This is a genomic window from Bacillus sp. GB_SG_008, from assembly GCF_052038115.1.
GTDB lineage: Bacteria > Bacillota > Bacilli > Bacillales > Bacillaceae_G > Bacillus_A > Bacillus_A rhizoplanae.
Genome location: NZ_JBPZSK010000001.1, coordinates 207,426 through 232,316, shown reverse-complemented (window position 1 = coordinate 232,316; position 24,891 = coordinate 207,426). Strand labels below are relative to the sequence as shown.

Annotated in this window: 22 protein-coding genes; 2 read left to right on the top strand and 20 right to left on the bottom strand. The window is 38.1% G+C overall.

From position 1 onward, the window contains the following. Positions 1–104: 104 nt before the first annotated feature. The 8 genes from speD to ACTDJC_RS01050 all read right to left on the bottom strand — a co-directional run bounded on the left by speD (position 105) and on the right by ACTDJC_RS01050 (position 10,112). Positions 105–488: an adenosylmethionine decarboxylase gene (gene speD / locus ACTDJC_RS01085; RefSeq protein WP_176524508.1), complete on the bottom strand. Its 384-nt coding sequence runs from the start codon at positions 486–488 to the stop codon at positions 105–107. A gap of 377 nt (positions 489–865) precedes the next feature. Beyond that, positions 866–1,894: a glyceraldehyde-3-phosphate dehydrogenase gene (locus ACTDJC_RS01080; protein ID WP_098305311.1), complete on the bottom strand. Its 1,029-nt coding sequence runs from the start codon at positions 1,892–1,894 to the stop codon at positions 866–868. A gap of 109 nt (positions 1,895–2,003) precedes the next feature. Continuing rightward, positions 2,004–2,606 carry a dephospho-CoA kinase gene (gene coaE, locus ACTDJC_RS01075; protein ID WP_440602465.1) on the bottom strand — a complete coding sequence of 201 codons (603 nt, stop codon included), beginning with the start codon at positions 2,604–2,606 and terminating at the stop codon, positions 2,004–2,006. A gap of 280 nt (positions 2,607–2,886) precedes the next feature. Then, positions 2,887–3,519 carry a sporulation membrane protein YtaF gene (gene ytaF, locus ACTDJC_RS01070; protein WP_440602464.1) on the bottom strand — a complete coding sequence of 211 codons (633 nt, stop codon included), beginning with the start codon at positions 3,517–3,519 and terminating at the stop codon, positions 2,887–2,889. Between the two features lie 275 nt (positions 3,520–3,794). Further along, positions 3,795–4,625 carry a DNA-formamidopyrimidine glycosylase gene (mutM, locus tag ACTDJC_RS01065; RefSeq protein ID WP_440602463.1) on the bottom strand — a complete coding sequence of 277 codons (831 nt, stop codon included), beginning with the start codon at positions 4,623–4,625 and terminating at the stop codon, positions 3,795–3,797. A gap of 12 nt (positions 4,626–4,637) precedes the next feature. Beyond that, positions 4,638–7,271 carry a DNA polymerase I gene (polA, locus tag ACTDJC_RS01060; protein ID WP_440602462.1) on the bottom strand — a complete coding sequence of 878 codons (2,634 nt, stop codon included), beginning with the start codon at positions 7,269–7,271 and terminating at the stop codon, positions 4,638–4,640. A gap of 371 nt (positions 7,272–7,642) precedes the next feature. Beyond that, positions 7,643–9,403 (bottom strand): two-component system histidine kinase PnpS, encoded by a 1,761-nt coding sequence (gene pnpS, locus ACTDJC_RS01055; RefSeq protein WP_440602461.1) that lies wholly within the window; start codon positions 9,401–9,403, stop codon positions 7,643–7,645. Next, positions 9,396–10,112, bottom strand: coding sequence for a response regulator transcription factor (locus tag ACTDJC_RS01050; RefSeq protein WP_253630546.1), 717 nt, complete (start codon positions 10,110–10,112; stop codon positions 9,396–9,398). Before ACTDJC_RS01050 ends, pnpS begins: the two co-directional genes overlap by 8 nt. 215 nt (positions 10,113–10,327) lie before the next feature. Here ACTDJC_RS01050 and ACTDJC_RS01045 point away from each other — a divergent pair, with 215 nt between their 5' ends. Beyond that, entirely contained in the window at positions 10,328–10,651 is a 324-nt protein-coding gene (locus ACTDJC_RS01045; RefSeq protein ID WP_440602460.1) for a YnfA family protein, read from the top strand. A 78-nt stretch (positions 10,652–10,729) separates the two neighbouring features. Here ACTDJC_RS01045 and ACTDJC_RS01040 read toward each other — a convergent pair whose 3' ends face one another. The 5 genes from ACTDJC_RS01040 to ACTDJC_RS01020 form a co-directional block, all read right to left on the bottom strand. Further along, positions 10,730–11,203, bottom strand: a complete 474-nt coding sequence (locus ACTDJC_RS01040) for a MaoC family dehydratase (RefSeq protein ID WP_098305329.1) — start codon at positions 11,201–11,203, stop codon at positions 10,730–10,732. Between the two features lie 207 nt (positions 11,204–11,410). After that, positions 11,411–12,349: a malate dehydrogenase gene (mdh, locus tag ACTDJC_RS01035; RefSeq protein WP_098305331.1), complete on the bottom strand. Its 939-nt coding sequence runs from the start codon at positions 12,347–12,349 to the stop codon at positions 11,411–11,413. Positions 12,350–12,369: 20 nt separating this feature from the next. Beyond that, entirely contained in the window at positions 12,370–13,662 is a 1,293-nt protein-coding gene (gene icd, locus ACTDJC_RS01030; RefSeq protein ID WP_141524944.1) for an NADP-dependent isocitrate dehydrogenase, read from the bottom strand. Positions 13,663–13,793: 131 nt separating this feature from the next. Next, complete coding sequence (gene citZ / locus ACTDJC_RS01025) at positions 13,794–14,912, bottom strand: citrate synthase (RefSeq protein ID WP_098305493.1); 1,119 nt, start codon at positions 14,910–14,912, stop codon at positions 13,794–13,796. 428 nt (positions 14,913–15,340) lie between these two features. Next, entirely contained in the window at positions 15,341–15,802 is a 462-nt protein-coding gene (locus ACTDJC_RS01020) for a DUF441 domain-containing protein (RefSeq protein WP_098305334.1), read from the bottom strand. Positions 15,803–16,211: 409 nt separating this feature from the next. Here ACTDJC_RS01020 and ytvI point away from each other — a divergent pair, with 409 nt between their 5' ends. Continuing rightward, positions 16,212–17,318: a sporulation integral membrane protein YtvI gene (gene ytvI, locus ACTDJC_RS01015; protein WP_098305336.1), complete on the top strand. Its 1,107-nt coding sequence runs from the start codon at positions 16,212–16,214 to the stop codon at positions 17,316–17,318. Between the two features lie 249 nt (positions 17,319–17,567). On the opposite strand, the gene ACTDJC_RS01010 is transcribed toward ytvI, so the two are convergent. The 7 genes from ACTDJC_RS01010 to ACTDJC_RS00980 all read right to left on the bottom strand — a co-directional run bounded on the left by ACTDJC_RS01010 (position 17,568) and on the right by ACTDJC_RS00980 (position 24,872). Then, complete coding sequence (locus ACTDJC_RS01010) at positions 17,568–17,957, bottom strand: FxsA family protein (protein ID WP_098305338.1); 390 nt, start codon at positions 17,955–17,957, stop codon at positions 17,568–17,570. 72 nt (positions 17,958–18,029) lie between these two features. Further along, entirely contained in the window at positions 18,030–19,787 is a 1,758-nt protein-coding gene (pyk, locus tag ACTDJC_RS01005; RefSeq protein WP_098305340.1) for a pyruvate kinase, read from the bottom strand. 54 nt (positions 19,788–19,841) lie between these two features. Continuing rightward, on the bottom strand, positions 19,842–20,801 hold the full coding sequence (gene pfkA, locus ACTDJC_RS01000) for a 6-phosphofructokinase (protein ID WP_098305342.1): 960 nt from the start codon (positions 20,799–20,801) through the stop codon (positions 19,842–19,844). A 128-nt stretch (positions 20,802–20,929) separates the two neighbouring features. Continuing rightward, positions 20,930–21,904: an acetyl-CoA carboxylase carboxyl transferase subunit alpha gene (accA, locus tag ACTDJC_RS00995; RefSeq protein WP_440602459.1), complete on the bottom strand. Its 975-nt coding sequence runs from the start codon at positions 21,902–21,904 to the stop codon at positions 20,930–20,932. Further along, complete coding sequence (gene accD / locus ACTDJC_RS00990; protein WP_098305346.1) at positions 21,892–22,761, bottom strand: acetyl-CoA carboxylase, carboxyltransferase subunit beta; 870 nt, start codon at positions 22,759–22,761, stop codon at positions 21,892–21,894. Before accD ends, accA begins: the two co-directional genes overlap by 13 nt. Positions 22,762–22,965: 204 nt before the next feature. After that, entirely contained in the window at positions 22,966–23,601 is a 636-nt protein-coding gene (locus ACTDJC_RS00985; protein WP_098305348.1) for a FadR/GntR family transcriptional regulator, read from the bottom strand. A 14-nt stretch (positions 23,602–23,615) separates the two neighbouring features. Beyond that, positions 23,616–24,872: an NAD(P)-dependent malic enzyme gene (locus tag ACTDJC_RS00980; RefSeq protein WP_176524509.1), complete on the bottom strand. Its 1,257-nt coding sequence runs from the start codon at positions 24,870–24,872 to the stop codon at positions 23,616–23,618. Positions 24,873–24,891 lie beyond the last annotated feature (19 nt).

Genomic DNA, 24,891 nt, shown 5'->3' with positions numbered 1-24,891 from the left:
CCCAGACTTCCATCAGTGTGGGTCTTACTGTCCGCAAATAGCAGATAAATTAAAAAGAGGTGTATAATACACCTCTTTACATTTTAAATCACTTATCTTCTTTTTTAAAGAGCTTTTGTCTCTCTTTGTTTAATTTCGAAGCTACCTGTACCACGAGGAAGTTCAATGCTCTCTCTCGTTTTTGCGCTCAAACCTTCAGCGATGTACTCTGCAGCAACATTCGGATCAATGCGATCTCCGCAAGTATATACATCAATACTTGCATAACCATGTTCTGGAAAGCTGTGGATTGTTAAGTGAGATTCAGAAATAATTACAACCCCACTTACACCTTGTGGTGCAAATTTATGGAAAGCAACCTCACGTACTTCAGCGCCTGCTCGAAGTGCTGCATCCACAAATAATTTTTCAATATAAGGCATATCATTAAGTTTGTCGAAATCGCAATCCCAAAGTTCCGCGATTACGTGACGACCCATAGTATCCATAGTATCCATTCTACAGTTCCCCCTTATAAATTTAATCTAACTGTTCGAATTGAAAACTAATTTGCAATTTGGCTTGCTCCACTACCACGGGGGAAAGTTAGTCCAGAGAGGTCCTAACCCTTTAAGTAGTGACTACCACCTCAGCTCTTAAGTTTACGAATGTTAGTATACTTTGTTTATTTTCATTTTGCAACAACAGTTTTTTATTTTTTCGATGACACTTTCTCTTTTACTTTTCTCCGAAAACAAAAGAAAAGATTCCAAATCACAGTAATTATAGCTTTTTTAGGCGATTTACAAAGAAAAAGCATATGTATTCTTTTCCTTTCATAAAAAAAAAGAAAAAGGCTAGCTAACGCTTGCCCTTTTCTCATCTATTAAATATGTTGTACGTTTTCTTGTTTCGCAAATTGATCTACAACAAGCTTTACAAGATCTACAACACGACGAGAATAACCCCATTCGTTATCGTACCAAGCAAGTACTTTCACTTTGCGCTCACCCATTACCATTGTAGATAAACCATCAACGATTGCGGAATGTGTATTTGTATTAAAATCTATAGAAACAAGAGGCTCATCACTAAATGCGACAATTCCTTTTAACGCACCGTTAGCTGCTGTCATGAACGCTTCATTAATTTCTTCCACTGTTACATCACGCTTTACATCCACAACTAAGTCAACAAGAGATACGTTTGGTGTTGGAACGCGAAGTGCCATCCCATGAAGTTTTCCGTTTAGATGTGGAAGAACTTTTGCTAACGCTTTCGCAGCACCTGTCGTTGTTGGAATGATAGATTGACCACATGCACGTGCTCTACGTAAATCTTTATGTGGATTATCAATATTTTTTTGGTCATTTGTATAAGCATGAACTGTCGTCATTAAACCGTTTTCAATTCCAAACTGCTCATCTAACACCTTTACAACAGGTGCTAAACAGTTTGTTGTACAAGACGCATTTGAAATAACGATATGTTTTGTAATATCAAGTTGTTCATCGTTTACACCAACAACAACTGTTACATCTTCATTTTTTCCTGGTGCAGTTAAAATAACATTTTTCGCACCAGCTTCTACGTGAAGACTTGCGCCTTCCTTGGAGTTAAACTTACCCGTTGCTTCAATTACAACGTCTACTCCCATTTCTTTCCAAGGCAATTCTCTTGGATCGCGGTTGTTTAAAAGGCGAATCATTTTGCCATCTACTAATAAATGATCTTCAAACGCTTCTACTGTACCATCAAATTTACCGTGAACTGTATCATATTTAATTAAATGTGCTAACGTTTCAGATGGGTAGCTCGCATTAATCGCTACAATTTCGAATGCGCTTTCTTTTATAGCTTGGCGAAACACCATTCTCCCAATACGTCCAAAACCATTAATTGCCACACGAATCATAATATGTTATCCCCCTTGATTGCGTTATACTATTTATCTCCAATCCCAATAATAGTATAACACAAAAAGAAGATATGTCACTAAACAATTTCATCATTTTTAAATTTTTTTATTTAATAATGTTCCATTCTTTTAAAATGCGACTTAATTGGGCTTTCGTCTCTTCCATTGTGCCATTATTATTAATCACTTCATCCGCTAATGTGACTTTATCTTCTAGCGGCATTTGCGAAGCAATACGAGCCTTTGCCTCTTCTTCTTTAAAATTGTTGCGCTCCATTAATCTTGTAAGCTGAGTCTCACTATCAACATAAACTAGCAAAATTTTATCTACCAGACCTGTTAATTTACTCTCAAATAAAAGTGGAATATCGAGCACAACCGCTTGCGCTTTTTCTCTTATGTACATATCCTTTTGTGTATTCATTTCTTTTCGTACAGCAGGGTGAACAATACCGTTTAACAGCAAACGTTTTTCTTCATTATGAAATACGATGCCACCAAGCTTCGGACGATCTAGTTCTCCATTTTCCCCCAGCACTTCTTTCCCAAATGCTGTTACAATTTCGTTATACGCTTCCTTCCCTGGTTCTACAACTTCCCTCGCAATAATATCTGCATCAATAACTGGAACATGAAAACCTTGAAACATTTGTGATACTGTACTTTTTCCACTTGCAATGCCGCCTGTTAATCCAATTACAACTGTCATCAAAATTCCCCCTTAAGAAAAGCTTAAGCATCCTGTTTAGCAAAACAAGTGCTGAAGCTAGACATCTCCAACTTTTATAAGTGAAACTTCCAGCAGTGGGGTTTTCTTCATTTCCCACTGCTGGAGAGCCCGTCCAATCGGGCACATGCCAGCAGTTATCCCCCACCTAGCTTCCTCGCTTCTCTCTGCACCTTGAGGTGGGGGATAGCTGCCCGCGAATAGCGGGATAGATTCGTATCCTTTAAAAATAGAGACGTGAAACATCAGTTCACGTCTCCTCTTACATTTTCCAAATTCCAATAATAATAAGTAATATACCCGGCAAAAACGTAAGCTTTTGTAGCCATCGCATATTTGATAATATCGTTCCCGCCTTCATTCCAATAAATAAAAATAACGAGCTCATTACCGCAACTAATCCCGCCATCGTAAATGGGGAATATCCAAGTAAAGACGCCCCAATACCTGCTCCAAATGAATCTAATGAAAGCGCCATACCAAGAAGAAGTGCTTCCATCCCCGAAATTGTCCCAGATTTATCAAAATCAGCAACAGTCGGTTTTCGCAAAATTTGAATGACAAGGCCGAGAGAAGCAATTTCTAAGTTCCATACTTTTTCTTCTTGCGGTGCTTCCTCTTTTTTATCACTTTGAAAAAATTGATACAACACCCACGCACCGATTGCTACGAGAACCAATCCTCCAATTCTTGTCGCAAGCACCGGCGAAAAAACTTGTGCAATCATATGCCCGATTCCCATTGATAATATCATCACAACAGCTGAACAAATCCCGATTACAATAATAGATTTCAGTGGAATTCGGACGTTGCGGAGCCCATATGTAAGCCCCACACTGCAGCTATCTAAACTTAGCGTAAAAGCTAATAAAATAAGAGAGAAATAATGATACATCGATAAGCTCCTTCCCTATACATAGCTTTGTTGTATATATATGACAGAAGCCTATCCGATGTTATTACAAAAAATATATTGAAACTTCCATCAGTGGGGTTTTCTTCATCCCCACTGATGGAAAGCTCTCACCAATCGGGCTTTTACAGACAGTTATCCCCCACCTAGCTTCCCCGCTTCTCTCTGCATCTTGAAGGTGGGGGCCTTACTGCCCGCGAATAGCGGGATAAAATGATGCTGTCATCAATAAGTATTTTTACTGATGTTTTGTTTGTTTAACTTTTCAACTGACAAACAGGACAATAATGTGTACCTCGTCCGCCAACAACTGTTTTTTCAAGTGCAGTGCCGCATGTTACACATGGTTCACCTTTTTTTCCATATACGTAAAATCGTTCTTGAAATGAACCAATTTGTCCTTGCGAATTCATATACGTACGAATTGTACTTCCACCACGCTCGACCGCTTCTGTTAATGTTGCAACAATTTCTTTATACAACGTTTCAAATTCCTCATTCGTTAAAGAAGACGCTTCTCGCTCTGGATGAATACGTGAACGGAATAATACTTCATCTACATATATATTGCCAAGACCAACTACAATGCGTTGATCTAGCAAGACAACTTTTACTTTCCGAGCGGTTTTTTGCATTCTTTCTCGTAAATATGCCGGTGTTAATTCACCCGAAAAAGGCTCAGGTCCTAAATCTGCCAGCGGCATGACTGTAAGCTCCGTTCCTTTTTCGAAAAGATGCATCGTACCGAATTTACGTACATCTTTATAACGAAGTTCCGTACCGTCTGTAAAACGAAAACGGACGTGTGTATGTTTATCAACTGGATCATTTGCTTCGTGCAGCATATATTTCCCTTCCATTCGCAAATGAGAAACAATGACGTAACGGGTTACATATATAAGAAGAAACTTGCCGCGGCGTTCGACCTTTTCAATCATTTCTCCGCGCAGCATCTCTTTGAATAGTTCGGCGTCATCTGGCTCTTTCACCAATTTCGGGTATGTGACAATCACGTCTTCAATCGTCTTTCCTTTGACGAGCTTCTCTAGCGTTCGCCTTACATTTTCAACCTCTGGTAGTTCTGGCATACTATCACTTCCTTATTTTGCGTCGTACCATGTTGGACCATATGAGTAATCAACCTTTAATGGAACAGAAAGCTCAATCGCGTGCTCCATTACTTCAGGTACAAGTTTCTCTAGCTTTTCTACTTCCTCTTGAGGCACTTCAAAAATAAGTTCATCGTGCACTTGCAGAAGAAGACGAGCTTGTAATCCTTCTTCTTCTAGTCGATCCGCCATAATAATCATCGCTTTCTTAATAATGTCCGCAGCACTTCCTTGAATAGGTGTATTCATTGCCGTGCGTTCTGCAAAGCTGCGCAGATTAAAATTGCGGCTCGTAATTTCTGGAATGTAACGGCGACGGTTCAACAATGTAGATACATATCCTGTTTGCTTCGCCTCTTGCACAATATCATCCATATATTCCTTTACTCCTGGAAAACTTTCAAAATACTTTTGAATGAAATCAGCTGCTGCTTTTCTTGTAATGCCAAGGTTTTGCGATAAACCATAATCACTAATTCCGTATACAATTCCGAAGTTTACAGCTTTCGCTTGTCGTCTCATATTAGAGGTTACACCCTCTTTTTCAACTCCAAACACATCCATCGCTGTTTTTGTGTGAATATCCATATCATGTTGGAAGGCCTCGGTTAAACCGTTATCTTCAGAAATATGTGCTAATACACGTAATTCGATTTGAGAATAATCCGCAGCAAACATGACCCAATCTTTTTCTGATGGAATAAACGCTTGACGTATTTTTCTTCCTTCTTCTAAACGAATCGGAATGTTTTGTAAGTTTGGATCTGTTGAACTTAAACGTCCCGTTTGTGTTAATACTTGATTAAAACGTGTATGAATTTTAGACGAATCTGTATAAACAACTTTCAGCAAACCTTCAATATACGTAGAATTTAATTTTCCCAGCTGACGATAGTGTAAGATTTTCGGAATAATTTCATGATGCTCCATTAATTTTTCAAGCACATCAGCTGATGTAGAATAACCTGTTTTTGTCTTTTTTATAACGGGTAAGTTCAAGTTTTCAAACAAGATCACACCAAGTTGTTTCGGTGAATTAATATTGAATTCCGTTCCTGCAAGCTCGTAAATTTCTTCTTCCATTTTCTTGAGCTGCGCAGCCAATTCATCCCCCATATTGCGGAGACGATTTGTATCAACTGCAACACCTTTACATTCCATTTCAGCTAATACGCGGCAAAGCGGCATTTCCAACTCTGTAAATAATTCATACTGCTCATTCTTTTTCAGTTCTTCAGCAAATGATTGCTGTACATCGTATAACACATGCACTTTTCGCGCTACGTGCTCTGCTACAACTGTCTGCTCTGGTACAGCTCGTTTTGCACCTTTTCCATACACTTCTTCATCTGATTGCACAGCATGTGTATCTTTCATTTTCGCAACGGCACGAAAATCTTTATCCGTTTCCGCTGGATCAAGTAAGTAAGCTGCAATTAATAAATCAAAATCGATTCCCTTTATTTCATAGCCTTTCCATTTTAACGCAACAATTGCACGCTTAGCGTCAAATGTATACTTTTTCATCTCTGGATTCGCTAACCAATTCGTAAACGATTGTGATTGAAGAGCGATATCAGTCGGAACAAAGTAACATCCGTTTTCATTTTGAATACCAAATCCTTGAATATCTGCTCCGTGATAATTGTCTTCTTGCACTTCTACAATAAGTGAGCTATCTTGCTGCAACATTTCTTCCGTTATTTCTTCTACGATTTCAAATGAGATATCATTTAGCTCAGCTGCAGGCGTTTCTGCAATGGGTGCTCCTAACTTAGTTAATAATGAATGAAACCCTAAGTTCTCAAACATTGGAATAATATCGCTATTATCATGTCCGTTATAAGCAATATCATCTAATTGAATTGTAATTGGGGCATCAGTAATAATTGTTGCTAACTCTTTACTCATCAATGCTTGCTCTTTATTTTCTTCAAGCTTTTCTTTTAATTTCTTACCGCTCACTTTGTCTAAATTTTCATATACAGCTTCCACTGTTTCAAATTGTGTTAACAATTTAATTGCCGTCTTCTCACCAACACCAGGGACACCTGGGATATTATCTGACTGATCTCCCATCAGCCCTTTCATATCGATAATTTGCTTTGGAGATAAACTATATTTTTCAAATAATGTTTCTTTTGTATACTCGTCCACTTCTGTAATTCCTTTACGCGGAATACAAACGCGGGTATTGTCTGAAACGAGCTGAAGCAAATCTTTATCTCCGGAAATGACTTTTACTGGAACCCCTTGCTCACTCGCTTCTTTTGCCAATGTTCCCATAATGTCATCTGCTTCGTAGTTCTCTAATTCGTAACGAGGCACATGAAATGCATCTAACATTTCACGAATGAATGGAAATTGCTCTGATAGTTCTGGTGGTGTTTTTTGACGGCCACCCTTATACTCACTAAATGTTTTATGACGAAACGTTGTTTTCCCTGCATCAAATGCAACGAGCATATGCGTTGGCTTTTCTTCTTCTAGAATTCTCATTAACATCATCGTAAAACCATAAATGGCATTTGTATGTATACCTTTGTCGTTATTTAAAAGCGGCAACGCAAAGAAAGCGCGATACGCAATATTATTTCCATCAACTAGAACGACTTTCTTTTCCAATTTGAAAAACCTCCCCGTAAAAAATTAAAACGATTTCTCAATACATAGAAAAAACCGTTCCTTTTCTTCTCTCTATATTACCACGACTAGAAGAGAGAAGAAAAACAACGGCTTTCTTCATATATTATATTCAGCATCATATAGGTGGAATTCTTTCTTACTCTTGAAATACAACAGCATATATATCGGTATAACATGGCATGCGTGAATACATTTCAAAAAAAGAAATACCATTAAAAAAAGGGAAGTGACGAGAATAAGTCTCCTTATTCTCGTCCAAAACTACTCCTTGGATGAAGGGGTTTTCATGTATTATAGTAACAGACCTTTATTAATATAAAGTGAAGCTATTGTTAATATAATGTAAATATCTACTTACTGTACTTTTGAAGGGTAACAGTAAAAGTCGTTCCAACCCCAATTGCACTCTCTACAGTAATCATCCCATGATGTGCTTCAACTAAATGTTTCACAATAGATAATCCAAGTCCCGTACCACCTGTATTACGGCTGCGTGCTTTATCAACGCGATAAAAACGCTCAAAAATACGAGGAATTTCTTCTTTTTCTATTCCAATCCCTGTGTCAGACACCTTTATATATACGTTTTGGCTATCATACGAAAGCCTAGCAGAAACACTCCCGCCTGCTGGCGTATATAAAATTGCGTTATTCATTAAATTAATAAAGACTTGTTTCAATCGTTCTGCATCTCCTACAACAGAGATATGCTCATTCACATCGACATGTAAACGAATGTCTTTATCATTTGCTTTATTTTCTAATATAATACCGACTTCTTCTAATAACCCTTTTAAGTCGACAACTCCCATATTTAATCGAAATCCTTGTTGCTCAATTTTCGATAAATCTAGTAAGTCTTCAATTAACATTTGCATTCGGTCGCTTTCTTTCAAAATAATATGTAAGAAATGCTCAAGAAATTGCTGATTTTCCATCGCTCCATCAAGCAACGTTTCTGAAAATCCTTTAATAGAAGTAATGGGCGTTTTCAGTTCATGTGACACATTTGCCAAGAAATCTTTACGCATTTGCTCAAGTTTCTTAAGCTCCGTAATATCATGAAAGACAAGTACAATCCCTTTCCACTCATGGTTTGTTCCAATAATTGGAGCACCATACACTTCAAAGTGTTTTCTTTCAATTTCAAGAGGCAACAACATTTGCTTCCGTACTTTGACCTCTGTCATAAAAATTTCTTCCACAAGTTCGACAATTTCTTTGTGCGTAAATGCCTCATAATATAAACGATGTAAATACTCTTCATCTGTTACATGAAAAATCTCTTTATAAGAACGATTGACAAGACTAACATGGCCGCGGCTATCAATTAAAATCATACCGCTTCCCATATTTTCAATGAGTGTATGCAGCCGATCTTGCTGCATTTCTTGCTCTAACGTCATCTCTTGTAAATTACGCGCTAAAACGTTGATTGCCTTGCTGAGCATTCCCGTCTCATCCGAATGACTTTCATAAGCACGTGCTTTATAGTTTCCTTTCGCAAGTTCAATAGCTACTTTTGTAACAGACTCAATCGGTCTAATATACTGCCCTGTAATTCTCATAACAAGAAACACAATAATAAAGAAAGAAGTAATAAAACCAAGAATTACTATGCCCCATGTTTTTTGATGCACAGTTTTCAAGGACTGAATAGAAGCATTAATAATGATATACCCTTGCTTCCCCTGTGCATCTTGGATAAACGTAGCATAGTAATATGGGTGTTCATCCTTTGTTTCCTTCATCACAACTGTATGCGTTTGCTTTTTTGCTTTTGGAAGAAGTTCTTCTATCACTTCTTTACGTGGTACCGCCTGTTGATTTACAGTCTCATATTGAATTTGTTTTTGTTCATTTACAAACGTTACATATACACCAAACTGCTCTTCAAATTTCAAAAATACATTTGGTTTCTTAAGGACGTTATCAATTCCTTCCGCTTCGACAACAGAAGCAACGTACTGCGTTTCTTTCTCCAATCTCTCGTGGAAGCGATCGACATAAAATCCTTCCAATACTTTTTCAAGCAATAATCCTGTCCCTACAAAAATAAGAACAATTAGAGAAATAAACGTAAAGAGAAGCCTTGAGCGAAATTTATTCATCCCCTTTTGGCTCCTCCAATTTGTAACCTAATCCGCGGATTGTTTTAATATAAGTTGGTTTTTTTGTATTTTTTTCGATTTTATCTCGTAAGTGACTAATATGAACATCAACAATACGTGTATCCCCAGCAAAATCATAATTCCATACAGCACTTAACAGCTGATCGCGAGTTAACACGCGGCTTTTATGTCTCGCTAAATATACAAGTAATTCAAATTCTTTTGGTGTAAGTTCTAACTTTTCCCCTTGGAAATATGCTTCATAAAAATCCGGTAAAATTCTTAATTCAGCAATTATAATACTATTTTCATCTTCTACTTCCGGCACTTGTTCATCGTGGAGTTTCGTACGGCGCAAAATAGCCTTTACACGCGCAACCACTTCTCTTGGACTGAACGGCTTTGTCATATAGTCATCCGCTCCAAGCTCAAGACCTAACACTTTATCAAACTCATCATCTTTTGCTGTTAACATTAAAATAGGTGTCATAATACGCTGCAGGCGCAGTTCTTTACACACTTCCATTCCATCCATTTTTGGAAGCATTAAATCTAATATAATCAGATCCGGACGTTCCGTCTGCGCTTTATGCAGCGCTGTTTCTCCATCCATTGCTGTTATGACTTCAAACCCTGCTTGCTGCAGATTAAATTCGATTAAAGTTAAGATAAACTCCTCATCGTCCACGACTAAAATTCGATTGCTCATTCTTTTCCTCCAGGTTATAGACTCTTAAACATTCTTCACCCTAGTATTCTTCCCCGACATTTCCATCATACTAGAAAACAATACCCCTCTCAATAAAATTGTACTTTGAAAAATAAGAGTTTATCCCGCATTAACGGGCAGTCCTCTCTACTGACTTATGCTCCACTTTATGTTACCTTTATACAACAAAATACATTTTTATAGAAAGGACTCTTATGTTAAAAGCATTTATTATCTTTTTTCTTGCGGGTTTGGCTGAAATTGGCGGTGGTTATCTCATTTGGAAATGGCTGCGCGAAGGCGGTTCTATTGGAATCGGCATCATCGGGGGAATGATTCTATTTTTATATGGGGTCATCGCTACATTCCAAGTATTCTCAAGCTTCGGAAGAGTGTATGCAGCTTACGGTGGCGTGTTTATTGTAATGAGTGTATTGTGGGGTTGGTGGGTTGATAAAAAAACACCCGACTTATTCGATTGGACCGGAGCCTTTGTTTGCATCATTGGCGTATTTATTATGTTATGGCCACGTGGATAAGGTTCATGTTTCTCTAAATAACATTGCCCGTTTAAGCTAAATAAGAAAAACAGGTGACATCACATCACCTGTTTTTCATCAAAAATTATCAAGCGCTCTTTCAAATATCGTTGTTAAATGATGCGGCGGTGCTACTGTTAGTAAACCTTTCATCACTTCTTCTTCTTTCTCATTGTACGCAAACATTTGCATTTCAATTAAATGATCTTTCTCGTAAACGGAAACAACTTCAAAATGAATTTGCAGCGTTGCATAATGGTATACAGGCTTTATAAATTCAAGTTCTTGCCTTACAACATGACTTCCTGGACCAGGTAAGTATTTTGTAACCGCAGTTGTAACAATCCCCGTTAACATAACACTTGGTACAATTGGTTTTTCATACGGAGTTTGGGATGCATAGTCATGCTGAATATATAACGGATTTGAATCATTCGTTAATCCTAAATATAATAACAAATCTTTGTCTTCTATTTTCTCTGTAACGGATAACTTTTCCCCTACTGTAATTTCATCCATTTTACGACCTAATTTGCTTTTCTTTTTTAACATGATACAATCCCTCCGATCGATATTTAAATTATCCTACTCGAAGTGGTATATTATACGAATCTTTATAACAATGAGAGCACATTCACTACAAATCTACATTTTACATTGTAGGATACCTATTTGATAACGCTTTCAAATTATTTCACAAAAATAATTCTCTAATAGTGGAAAAAGATTCGGGAGCCCCGAACCTTTTTCCTTCTTTTCTTATGCAAGAACTTTCATTACACTGCGTACAGATTCTACAGAACGATCTAATCCTTCTTTTTCTTCTGGAAGAAGATCTAATTCAATAATCTTTTCGATTCCGTTACCACCAAGGATAACTGGAACACCTAAGTAAAGATCGCTATAGCCATATTCACCTTCAAGGTATGCAATAGCTGGCAATACGCGGCGTTGGTCTTTTAAGATAGCCTCTGCCATCTCTACTAAAGAAGCAGCTGGTGCGTAGTATGCACTACCGTTTCCTAATAGATTTACAATTTCACCGCCACCTTTACGAGTGCGTTCAACAATTGCATCTAAGCGTTCTTTCGGAATTAATGTTTCAAGCGGAATACCACCTGCATAAGAATAACGAACAAGCGGTACCATTTCATCGCCGTGTCCACCAAGAACAAATCCTGTAATATCTTTCACAGATAGATTTAATTCTTGTGCAATAAATGTACGGAAACGAGCTGTATCTAATACACCAGATTGACCGATAACGCGCTCTTTCGGGAATCCAGCTTCTTTAAATACAGAATATGTCATTGCATCAACTGGATTTGTTAATACAACAATAATTGTATTCGGAGAATATTTTGCAATTTCTCGCGTTACACTTTTCATAATTTTAGAGTTCGTTGCTACTAAATCATCACGGCTCATACCTGGCTTACGAGCAATACCTGCCGTAATGATTACAACATCAGAATCAGCTGTATCTACGTAATCAGATGTACCGATAATATTAGCATCGAAACCTTGTACAGGGCTTGCTTCTAACATATCTAACGCTTTCCCTTTTGTTGGATTTTCAAGTTGCGGAATGTCCACTAATACAACGTCTGCTAATTCTTTTTGCGCTAATAAGAATGCTGTTGTTGCCCCTGTAAATCCTGCACCGATGACTGAAACTTTTTTGCGTTTGATTGTCATAATTTCTCCCCCACTTTGAATTATGAGTTTTTAATAATCGCTGCGTCCATATTGTTAATAAGAGCATCAGCAAATTCGGAACATTTCACTTCAGTTGCACCTTCCATAAGGCGTGCGAAGTCATATGTTACCACTTTTGAAGCAATCGTTTTTTCTACAGAATTAGTAATTAGTTTCGCTGCTTCATTCCATCCTAAATGCTCTAACATTAATACCCCTGAAAGAAGAACTGAAGATGGATTTACTTTATCTAAACCTGCATATTTTGGAGCTGTACCATGTGTCGCTTCAAAAATAGCATGTCCGGTAACATAGTTAATGTTAGCACCAGGTGCAATACCGATGCCGCCAACTTGCGCTGCAAGTGCATCAGAAATATAATCGCCATTTAAGTTCATTGTTGCTACAACGTCGAACTCGCGTGGACGCGTCAAAATTTGTTGTAAGAAGATATCTGCAATTGAATCTTTTACGATGATTTTTCCAGCAGCTTCTGCCTCTGACATCGCTTTATTAGCAGCATCTTTTCCTTCCTTCTCAACAATACGATCATATTCAGCCCAAGTAAATACTTTGTCGCCAAACTCTTTTTCTGCTACTTCGTAACCCCAGTTTTTGAATGCACCTTCTGTATACTTCATAATGTTACCTTTATGAACTAATGTAACAGAAGAACGTTTTTCATTAATTGCATATTGAATCGCAGCGCGAACAAGACGCTTTGTACCTTCTTCAGAAATCGGTTTAATCCCAAGTCCAGAAGTTTCTGGGAAACGGATTTTTTTCACGCCCATTTCATTTTGTAAAAACGCAAGAAGTTTTTGAACTTCTTCAGAACCTTGTGCATATTCAATACCAGCGTAGATGTCCTCTGTATTCTCACGGAAAATAACCATATCAGTATCTTCCGGACGCTTGATAGGAGAAGGAACACCATCAAAGTAGCGAACAGGACGTAAACATACGTATAAGTCTAGTTCTTGACGAAGCGCTACGTTTAAAGAACGAATGCCACCACCAACAGGAGTTGTTAATGGCCCTTTAATTGCGATTAAATATTCGCGAATCAATTCTAACGTTTCTTCTGGTAACCACTCACCTGTTTGATTAAATGCTTTTTCCCCAGCAAGCACTTCTTTCCAAACAATTTTCTTTTCGCCGTTATATGCTTTTTCAACAGCTGCCTCTAATACACGAGATGCTGCTGCCCAAATATCTGGTCCAATTCCATCTCCTTCAATAAAAGGAATGATTGGGTTGTTTGGTACATTCATAACACCATTAGTTACGGTAATTTTTTCTCCTGTAGTCACTGCGATTACCCCCATGTTTGAAATTTCATATGTATGAAACTGAGGGATATCCCCTCAGTTCAAACCATAAATTAAGTTTAAATATTCCAATCATTGTATCTTTACAAAAAAGTCAGATTCTTAAAGGCGCATTACGCTCTTTGGCCGATTGGTACATAGCGTTGGTTAATCGGACCATTATAATCTGCACGCGGACGAATGAGACGGTTATTTTCATATTGTTCTAGAATATGAGCTAACCAACCAGACATACGGCTGATTGCAAAGATTGGTGTAAATAAATCATGATCAATTCCTAAACAATGATAAACAGATGCAGAATAAAAATCTACATTTGGCGGAAGCTGTTTTGCTGAAGTTACAAGCTCCTCAATTTTGATAGACATATTATACCACTTGTCTTGCCCTGTTAACACACATAAACGCTTAGACATTTCACGTAAATGTTTTGCACGTGGATCACCATTGCGGTATACACGATGGCCAAAGCCCATAATCTTCACTTTATTCGCAAACGCATTATGAATATATGATTCTACATTTTCTTCTTCACCGATTTCCATCAGCATCTTCATTACATTTTCATTTGCCCCGCCATGAAGTGGTCCTTTTAAAGCACCAATTGCTGCTGTAATACCGGAATACACATCAGAAAGTGTAGCTACACAAACGCGCGCTGTAAAAGTAGAGGCATTTAATTCATGATCCGCATGAAGTACAAGCGCCTTATCAAACGCTTCAATTTCAACTTCATTTGGCTCACGATTATTTAACATATATAAAAAGTTTGCAGCTAATGCTAAATCTTTGCGAGGCTCAACAACATCTAACCCCTTGCGGATTCTTGCAAATGCCGCAACAAGCGTTGAAACTTTCGCCTGTAATTTAACCGCTTTCAAATAATTGGACTCTACATCCATTAACTCAGCGTCTTCATCGTATAATGATAGCATGGAAATCGCTGTACGTAAAACAGACATTGGATGTGTTATTTTCAAGTTTGTGTTTTTTAAATATTCTAAAATTTCCCCCGGCACTTCTGCATGCTGGGATAATTGTGTTTTTAATTCTTCTAATTCCATTTCATTTGGAAGCTTGCGGTGCCATAATAAATATACGACTTCTTCAAATGTAGCATTTTCAGCTAAATCATCGATATCGTAACCCACATAAGTTAATGTATCATCAATAATGGAGCTTACAGATGATGTTGTTGCTACTACCCCTTCTAAACCTCGAATAACAGTCATTATAATCTCTCCTTTTCCTCGAAATTTCTCCCCAACCTTATACTTTGTCGCAATAAAATGTGTTTTCAGCTGGTCACGAAAATGAATGAGCATCCGTTCATCTCTGAAACAAGCAAAATACATCCTGGCACAATCACTTCTGCATTTACACCTATCTATCGTTCCATGCTTTTTAGCATAGACGTGAGCTTCTCCCCGATCCCCCACGCTACAAACGATACATAGTGAGGAAATATAATTTCGGAGAGCTGATATATAAAAACAACATAAAACAATATTAACCAAATTATTTCATGTTGTTTTTATTTTATTTGGTGTAGGTCTATGCTGTTATGTAACTCGAAGAAGTTCCATAAATCTATTATAAACAATTATCTGACTTTTGTGAATGGAAAGAATTCGAAAATTTATATTACAATAAAATTTTTTTATTTAAATAGCTGTATAATACTCATCGCAGCATATGCAATTCCAGCTCCAATTAACGGTCCCACCGCTACTCCATTAAATAGCGCTACCGAAATAATCGTTCCAAACACAAGAGCTGTCGTAATGTACGGATCACTCGCTAAAAGTTGTACACCGCCTTTCGCAAGAAGTGCTACAGCAATACCAGAAGCAAGAGCAATCCAAGCATAATAAGACTTTGTCGCCTCTACAAGTTGCTTAAATCCAATTTCTCCTGTCGCAATCGGCACAAGCACCGCAATTGTTATAATGGTAACCCCAAGGTTAATTCCTTTCGTTTGAAAATAAGGAAAAAGTTTATCTCCTAAGAACGTCCATTTCATCAACAGCAAAACGCCAACTGCTACTGATAAAGATTGATTTTTTGCGATAAATCCAATGAGAAGAAGTATGAATAAAAATAAAGTTGATTGACTAATCATAATGCCTCATCCTTTCTGAAAATAATGAAGGGCTCTCAAACATGTCCGTTTAATGAAATAAAGTGAAACTTCCATCATCGGGGGTTTTTTCACCTCTCAATGATGGTTATTTGAACGAATCGGGCGCATGCCAAAAATATCTTCCTCACTTAGGCGGGAATCTTACTGCCCGCGAATAGTAGGAAAAAGAGGAATTCATTCAACAAATAGAGAATCGTTTCCACTTATAACCAAATGGACTTTGCTTTCCTTTTCTTTCTTATAAGAAAAAGGTAAAATAAAAAGGGAAAAACCCATACAATATCATACCATTTACAGAAGAGGCATCAAAGCATCTCATCATTTGATAAGTGAACATTTACACAACTTTAGCTCATACACAACATATTTTGCAAAGGGGGAAAGACCTTTGAATCGACATTCACTATACATAGCACTTCGACTTCTCTTTGTCATTGCAGCAACTATATTAGGAGTATACGCACTCATATATATAGCAGGTCTGGTATACCCATTTATTATCGCTTTTGCAATTGCATATTTGATCAATCCAGTTGTAAACTTTCTTGATCAAAAACTACGATTTCCTCGTGCTTTGTCTGTTTTTATTAGCCTCATCCTTGTATTTGGGGCTATCGTTGGACTCGTTACGTATCTTGTAACAGAAGCGATTTCCGCAGCAACTTACTTATTACAAATTGTACCTGAAAAATTCCCGGCTATGGTTCAGTATCTGCAAGAATTCGCACTCACCAACATTATGCCGCTTTACAATGATTTGATTGCTAAATTTAATCACCTTGGAGCAACACAACAAATTACGATTACAACAAACATTCAAAACCTTGGGGCAGAAGCAACTCAGCAAATGAAAACTATTTTGACAGCTATTATAAGCGGATTAACAAATTTCATTAGCGCTCTTCCGACTATGTTAACTGTTCTTGTATTCGTCTTATTAGCCACTTTCTTTATTAGCTTTGATTGGCACCGTCTCGCCCATAAAATTGAAAAATTATTGCCTAATCGGTTACACGGCTATGGAAAAACAATTTTTGTTGATTTACGAAAAGCTTTGTTTGGATTTGTAAAAGCACAATTTACACTTATATCAATGACAACCATTATCGTTCTAATCGGCCTATTAATTTTGCGTGTACCATACGCAATTACTATCGCCCTTATTACAGGAGTTGTTGATTTACTTCCATACTTAGGAACAGGGACTGTTTTCGTTCCATGGATTATTTATGTATTCTTTACAGGAGATACTGCTTTCGCACTTGGTTTACTCATTTTATATATCGTTGTCATTGTACAGCGACAATTAATGGAACCAAAGGTATTATCATCCAACATCGGACTCGATCCACTTCCAACATTATTTTCTTTATTTATCGGATTTAAATTATTTGGTTTTTTAGGATTGATTATTGGCCCTGTAACACTCGTGTTATTAAATACATTGCATAAAGCAAATGTATTTAAAGATCTTTGGAAGTTCATAAAGGGGTAAAGTGAAACTTCCATAAGTAGGCGGTTTTCCTACTTATGGTTAGTTGAACCAATCGGGCTCTTACGGACAGTATAAAGTGAATTTTCATCAATAAAAATCAACTAAAAACAAGGAGAAATCTCTCCTTGTTTTTTTATTCACTAATACGAATAAAAATTCAATCTTTTTCTTCCTTTTTCTACAAATGAATATTTATTCATTTGTATTTTCGACAAAAAATAACGCTTGAAGAGTTTCCTCTTTCAAGCGTTATTTTTGCACAATAATAGTGTTATTTCGGTTTATTTTTCGTTCCATCCATTTGATTATCATATATTTCACCGGTTTTCTCGCTATCGGAATCAATAAAAACAATCCTATACAATCTGTTATATACCCTGGGATTAGCAGAAGTATACCGCCTGCAAAAATGCAAATCGCATCTAATACAGCATCACCTGGAATCTCACCTCTACTTAACCGATACTGAATATCTCTCCAAACTGCTACTCCTTGCCGTTTCGCTATATATGCTCCCATGATACTCATTACTACAATCACACAAAACGTCGGCCACAGCCCAATCAATTGACTCGATCCAATCAATACCGTAACCTCTAACGCTGGAATTAAAATTAACAAAAAGAGAAATACCTTCATTCCTCTCACCTCATGTTTTCAAATTGAGTAAAAAAAAGAGAAGGATTTCCATCCTTCCCTACATATTATTTCTTATAGCACTTCCGCATGTCCATTATATACAATTCCACGCGCTGCATCAACTGTTACTTCTTGACCATTTTTTAGGATAGCAGTCGCAGTTTCTACACCAACGATAACTGGAATACCAATTGTTACACCAACAACCGCTGCATGGCTTGTTAAGCCGCCTTCTTCTACAACAAGAGCTGCAGCTTTTTCAATTGCAGGAATCATATCTTTATCAGTACTTGTTGTAACAAGGATAGAACCTTCTGTTACGTTTGCTAATGCTTCTTCAGCTGTTTTCGCTACAACAACTTTACCTTTTGCTGTTTTACGGCCAATTCCTTGTCCTTTAGCGATTTGTTCGCCAACAACATGAATTTTCATTAAGTTTGTTGTGCCAGTTTCAGCAACTGGTACACCGGCAGTAATAACAACTGTATCACCAAGGCCAATCATACCTGCATCCATAGCTGTTTCAATAGCAGTTTCTAACATTTCGTCTGTAGATTTTGCCTTTTCCTCTGCCATATACGCTTGTACACCCCATGCAAGCGCAAGACGACGGCATACTTGTTCATTAGATGTTACTGCTACGATTGGAGATTTCGGACGATATTTAGAGATCATTTTCGCAGTATAGCCGCTTTCTGTAGGAGCTACGATTGCCGCTACATCAAGTGCGATTGCTGTATGTGCAACAGATTGACTAATTGCATCTGTAATTGTGCTAGATTGCTCTTTAAGACGTTTTTGGAACATGTCTTCATATTGCAGTGATTTCTCAACACGAATCGCGATGTTTGCCATCATTTGTACCGCTTCAAGTGGGTATAAACCTGCTGCTGTTTCACCAGAAAGCATGATTGCATCTGTGCCATCGAAAATAGCGTTCGCTACGTCACTTGCTTCCGCGCGTGTTGGACGAGGGTTACGCTGCATAGAATCTAACATTTGCGTTGCAGTGATGACTGGCTTCCCTAATACATTACATTTTTTGATTAGACGCTTTTGCACTAACGGTACTTCTTCTGGTGGAATTTCTACACCCATGTCACCGCGCGCTACCATTAAGCCGTCAGAAACTTCTAGGATAGAGTCGATATTATCGATACCTTCTTGGTTCTCGATTTTTGGAATGATTTGAATATGTTGTGCTCCGTGCTCTTCTAATAGCTCACGAATTTCTAATACGTCAGATGCTTTGCGTACGAAAGAAGCTGCGATAAAGTCAACATTTTGCCCGATACCGAAGATGATATCTTGAATGTCTTTTTCTGTAATACCAGGAAGCTTAATGCTTACGTTTGGTACGTTTACACCTTTTTTATTTTTTACAGTACCGCTGTTTAATACTTTTGTGCGGATATCACCGTTCGCTTTTCCGATTACCTCTAACTCAATGAGACCATCATCGATTAGAATGCGAGAACCTGCATCGACATCATCATAAAGTCCCGCGTAAGTTACAGAGAACTTTTCAGCAGTTCCTAATACTTGCTCTGTAGAAATAACAACTTCTGCACCTGTTTTTAGCTCAGCTTGTCCGTCTACAAAGTCATGTGTACGAATTTCTGGACCTTTTGTATCAAGTAAGATTGCTACAGTTTTACCAGTTTTCTTCGCAGCTTCACGGATGGTTTTAATACGTGCTCCGTGCTCTTCATGGCTACCGTGAGAGAAGTTTAAACGACAAACGTTCATACCCGCTCCCATTAATTGTTCTAATTTTTCAATACTTTCGCTAGCAGGACCAATTGTACATACAATTTTAGTTTTGCGCATAACGCACCTCCAAATATTTATGAAAACGTTACCACCAATCCGACACTACGCCAATTAGATGGATAATTCTTTTGATAACTGATACACATCTAAATCAAGTTGATGTTTTTGCGCTAACGCTTCAATAATATCATGATCAACAAGTTGATTGTTTTGAATACCTACGCAGCGGCCACCTTTTCCTTCTAATAAAAGCTCAACTGCTCTTGCACCAAGACGGCTTGCTAATACACGGTCCATCGCACTTGGAGATCCTCCGCGCTGTACGTGACCTAATACTGTAACGCGTGTATCAAAGTTTGTTGCTTCTTCAATTTGTTTACCGATTTCAATCGCGCTGCCAACACCTTCAGCTACGACAATAATACTATGTTTCTTCCCGCGTTCGCTACCGCGTTTTAAACGAGCAATTACATCGTTCATTTCATAGTCTGCTTCCGGAATTAAAATTGTTTCTGCACCGTCCGCTAAACCTGCCCATAACGCAATATCTCCCGCATGACGGCCCATTACTTCAATTACATATGTACGTTCATGAGATGTAGCTGTATCACGAATTTTATCAATTGCATCAATAACAGTGTTTAAAGCTGTATCAAAGCCAATTGTAAAATCAGTACCAGGAATATCATTATCAATTGTGCCCGGTACACCTACACATGGGAAACCATGCTCTGTTAATTTTTTTGCACCTTGGTAAGAACCATCTCCACCAATAACAACAAGTCCTTCAATACCAAATTTCTTTAATTGTTCAATTCCTTTTAATTGTCCTTCTAGTTCTTTGAACTCAGGGCATCTTGCTGTATATAATTTCGTTCCACCGCGGTGGATAATATCGCCTACAGAACCTAACTCTAATTTTTCAATATGACCAGAAATTAATCCTGCGTATCCATGATAGATACCATACACTTCTAGATCGTGGTACATCGCTTTACGAACAACCGCACGAATAGCAGCGTTCATACCAGGTGAATCTCCACCACTTGTTAACACACCAATACGTTTCATTAGTACTCACCTCATAAAGATTATTTGCCTTATAATAAAATAACATGAAGAAAGATAAAATGACAATGGAGAAGATGTGTCTTTTCATAAGAAAAACGTGCATTCGCGAGATGGAACGCACGCTTTTTCTATTTTACCCCAATGGAAGCGTTTGAAAACGAAACTTGCCCAATTTTCATATATTTTGTATAACGATTTTCAACCAGTTCCTCTTTTGAAACACCTTCTAATTGTTGGAATGTTTTTAGTAAGGTACGGTTTATATATTCCGCTTGTTCTTTAACGTTGCGATGCGCACCGCCGCGAGCTTCTGGAATCATTTCATCAATTACACCTAATTCTTTCAAATCAGCCGCCGTAATTTTCATCGCTTCAGCAGCTTCTTTTGCTTTCGTAGCATCTTTCCAAAGAATTGCTGCCGCTCCTTCGGGAGAAATAACTGAATACGTGGAGTTTTCTAACATGTGGACATAATTCCCAATACCAAGTCCTAACGCACCGCCACTGCCGCCTTCACCAATCACAATGCATATAACCGGTACAGAGAGTCCTGCCATTTCAAATAAATTACGTGCAATCGCTTCGCTTTGTCCACGTTCTTCACCTGCTTTTCCAGGATATGCACCTTTCGTATCAATAAAGCAAATGATAGGACGATTAAATTTCTCTGCTTGTTTCATAAGGCGCATTGCTTTGCGATAGCCTTCTGGGTGAGGCATTCCAAAATTTCGGCGAATATTTTCTTTCGTATCTTTTCCGCGCTGATGGCCAATTACCGTTATAGGCATTCCATTATATTTCGCAATACCGCCGACAATTGCTGCATCATCACCAAATAGGCGATCTCCATGACACTCAAAAAAGTCAGTAAATAAGTGCTCAATATAATCAAGTGTTGTCGGTCTTTCGGCATGACGAGCAATTTGAACACGGTCCCATACTTTCATATTGCCGTATATTTCTTCCTCTAAATGCTCTAACTTATCTTCCAAAATACGGATTTCTTCACTGAAGTCCATCTGGCTGTTTTTTGTATACTCTTTTAATTCAAGAATCTTATTTTTCAGCTCAACAACCGGCTTTTCAAATTCTAATTCTGCCATGACGCCACTTCCTCCCCTTGATGAACTTCTAAAATCTTGCGGAGTGTATCTCTCATATCATTACGGTGCACAACTGCATCTAATTGTCCATGTTCCAGTAAGAACTCTGCCGTTTGGAAGTCCTCCGGCAATTTTTCACGAACAGTCTGTTCAATTACACGACGACCTGCAAATCCAATTAATGCGCCTGGTTCTGCTAGATTGTAGTCACCAAGTGAAGCAAAGCTCGCGGAAACTCCGCCCGTCGTTGGATGTGTCATAATAGAAATGAATAAACCGCCTGCATCGCTATGCTTTTTCAAAGCAACACTCGTCTTCGCCATTTGCATTAAACTTAAAATACCCTCTTGCATACGAGCTCCGCCTGATGCGGTAAAAATAAGAAACGGCACTTTCATTTCATGTGCTTTTTCAGCAGCACGCGCAATTTTTTCACCTACAACAGAGCCCATGCTTCCCATTCGAAACCTTGAATCCATAACCGCAACAACAACGAGCATATTCTCGATTGTTCCTTCTCCTGTCACAACTGCTTCGTTTAATCCAGTTTTTTTACGATCGCTCTCAAGTTTCTCCTCATAACCAGGGAAGTGAAGCGGGTTTGCCGAAATCATTTCTTTGTCATATTCACGAAATGAATTTTCATCTAACAAACTTTCAAGACGCTCCCATGCGTTCATCGGATGATGATACCCACAGTTAACACATACTTTTAAATTCTTCAGAAGTTCTTTCGTATACATGATTTTTTTGCATTTCGGACATTTTGTCATGACACCGTCCGGTACATCTCTTCTTACTTGCTCTGAAGGAATTGCAGCATATTTTTTCTTCTTTTGGAATAAATCTCGTAGCAAAGTTTGACCCTCCTTTAGGTGATAAAAGAGCTAAGGTTAACGAGTAAGAAAATGTGGCTAACACCTACATTAATAAGTGTTAGCCTTGTTTTCTCAATTTGTCTTATAACCCATCTCTTTACGTTTAACTTTAAACGTTGTCTGGCAGAATGTTTGTCAGAACGTGTCATGGTCATTTCGACAAATTTTGTATAGATGTTAGAATTACAAATGAAACTGTATGTTCTCTATGATTGCATCATAAAGCTCTATTGCTGTTTGTTCCTGCTTATTCTCTAATGCTTTATATAGCTTTTCATGCAACTCTCTCGCGTTTAAATGAACATCACAAGAAAGCGTCGAAGCGTAGTCATGTACAATCATCCAAACACGATACATTAAAAAATTATCTACTTGCTCTACAAGCGTTTTTAAAAAGTTTTGATGAAATTCAGCGATAGATGACTGTTCATCAGAAAAAATTGCCTTAAGTGCCTTTAAGCAGTCTTCTGTCTGCATTTGACATAAAACACGAATCGCATCCCTCTCAAGCAACTCTTTCATTTGTAACAAATCTTGCCGCGTTTTTTCATCTTGTAATACGAACGGTGCAATTAATTGCACAAGACCATTTTCATAAAAATTTCGAATGAACGTCCCTTCACCGCGCCGCGTTTCAATTAAGCCGACCAATTCCAGCGCTCTGAGCGCTTCACGAACAGAGGAACGACCAACATTTAAACGTGCGCTTAGCTCTCGTTCAGATGGCAGGCGATTACCTGCTTCTAATCCGTCCTCTTTTATAATAGAACGGATTTTTTTCACTATTTCCAGGTATACTTTTGTTTGTGATGATGTCAATGGACACTCCTCGCTTATTCTTTACCGATAATCGCTAGTTTTCTTGTTTTCTCAGCTACTTCATTCGGATCGACTTGACGGCGAGCAACACCTGTTTCCATTGCAGCTTTCGCTACATACGCTGCCACTTGCGGTGCTACGCGCGCATCGAATGGAGCTGGAATAATATAATCCTCATTCAGTTCTTCAGCTGATACAAGCTCAGCAATTGCTTTTACTGCTGCAATCTTCATTTCTTCATTAATTTGCGTTGCATGTACGTCAAGAGCACCGCGGAAAATACCAGGAAAAGCTAATACGTTGTTTACTTGGTTCGGGAAGTCCGAACGACCTGTACCTACAACAGCTGCTCCAGCTGCTTTTGCGATTTCTGGCATAATTTCTGGATTTGGATTCGCCATCGCAAAGATAATTGCATCTTTGTTCATAGAACGAACCATTTCTTCTGTTAATGCGCCTTCTGCAGATACACCGATGAACACATCTGCACCTTGAATCACCTCTGCTAATGAACCCTCTACACGATTTTTATTCGTATATTTTGCAACTTCATTTTTCACAGGATTCATACCAACAGGACGACCTTCAAAAATCGCACCTTTCGTATCGCACATAATAATGTCACGTACGCCGTAGCGATATAAAAGTTTAATAATCGCAATGCCAGCTGCTCCGGCACCGTTTGCGACAACTTTAATATCAGACATTTTCTTTCCAACTAGCTTTAATGCATTTACAAGACCCGCTACTGTTACAATTGCTGTCCCATGCTGATCATCGTGGAATACAGGAATATTTGCTTCTTTCTTTAAACGCTCTTCAATAATGAAGCAGTTTGGCGCTGCAATATCTTCTAAGTTTACGCCGCCAAAAGTTGGCTCCATTAATTTTACAGTTTCAACAATTTTATCTACATCATTTGTATTTAAAGCAATTGGAAATGCATCTACACCAGCAAAGCTCTTAAATAATACAGCTTTACCTTCCATAACTGGAAGAGATGCTTCCGGTCCAATATTTCCAAGACCTAACACAGCCGTTCCATCTGTTACAACTGCTACCATATTGCCCTTCATTGTATATTCGTATACCTTGCTTTTATCGTCATAAATAACTTTACATGGTTCTGCAACCCCTGGAGAATACGCAAGACTTAAATCTTTTGCATTTTCTACCTTTACTTTTGATACAGTTTCTAATTTTCCTTGATGCACTCTATGCATGTGAAGTGCTTCTTCACGAAGTGTTGACAAACGATCCACTCTCCTCATATGTTCTTGCTGAATATCA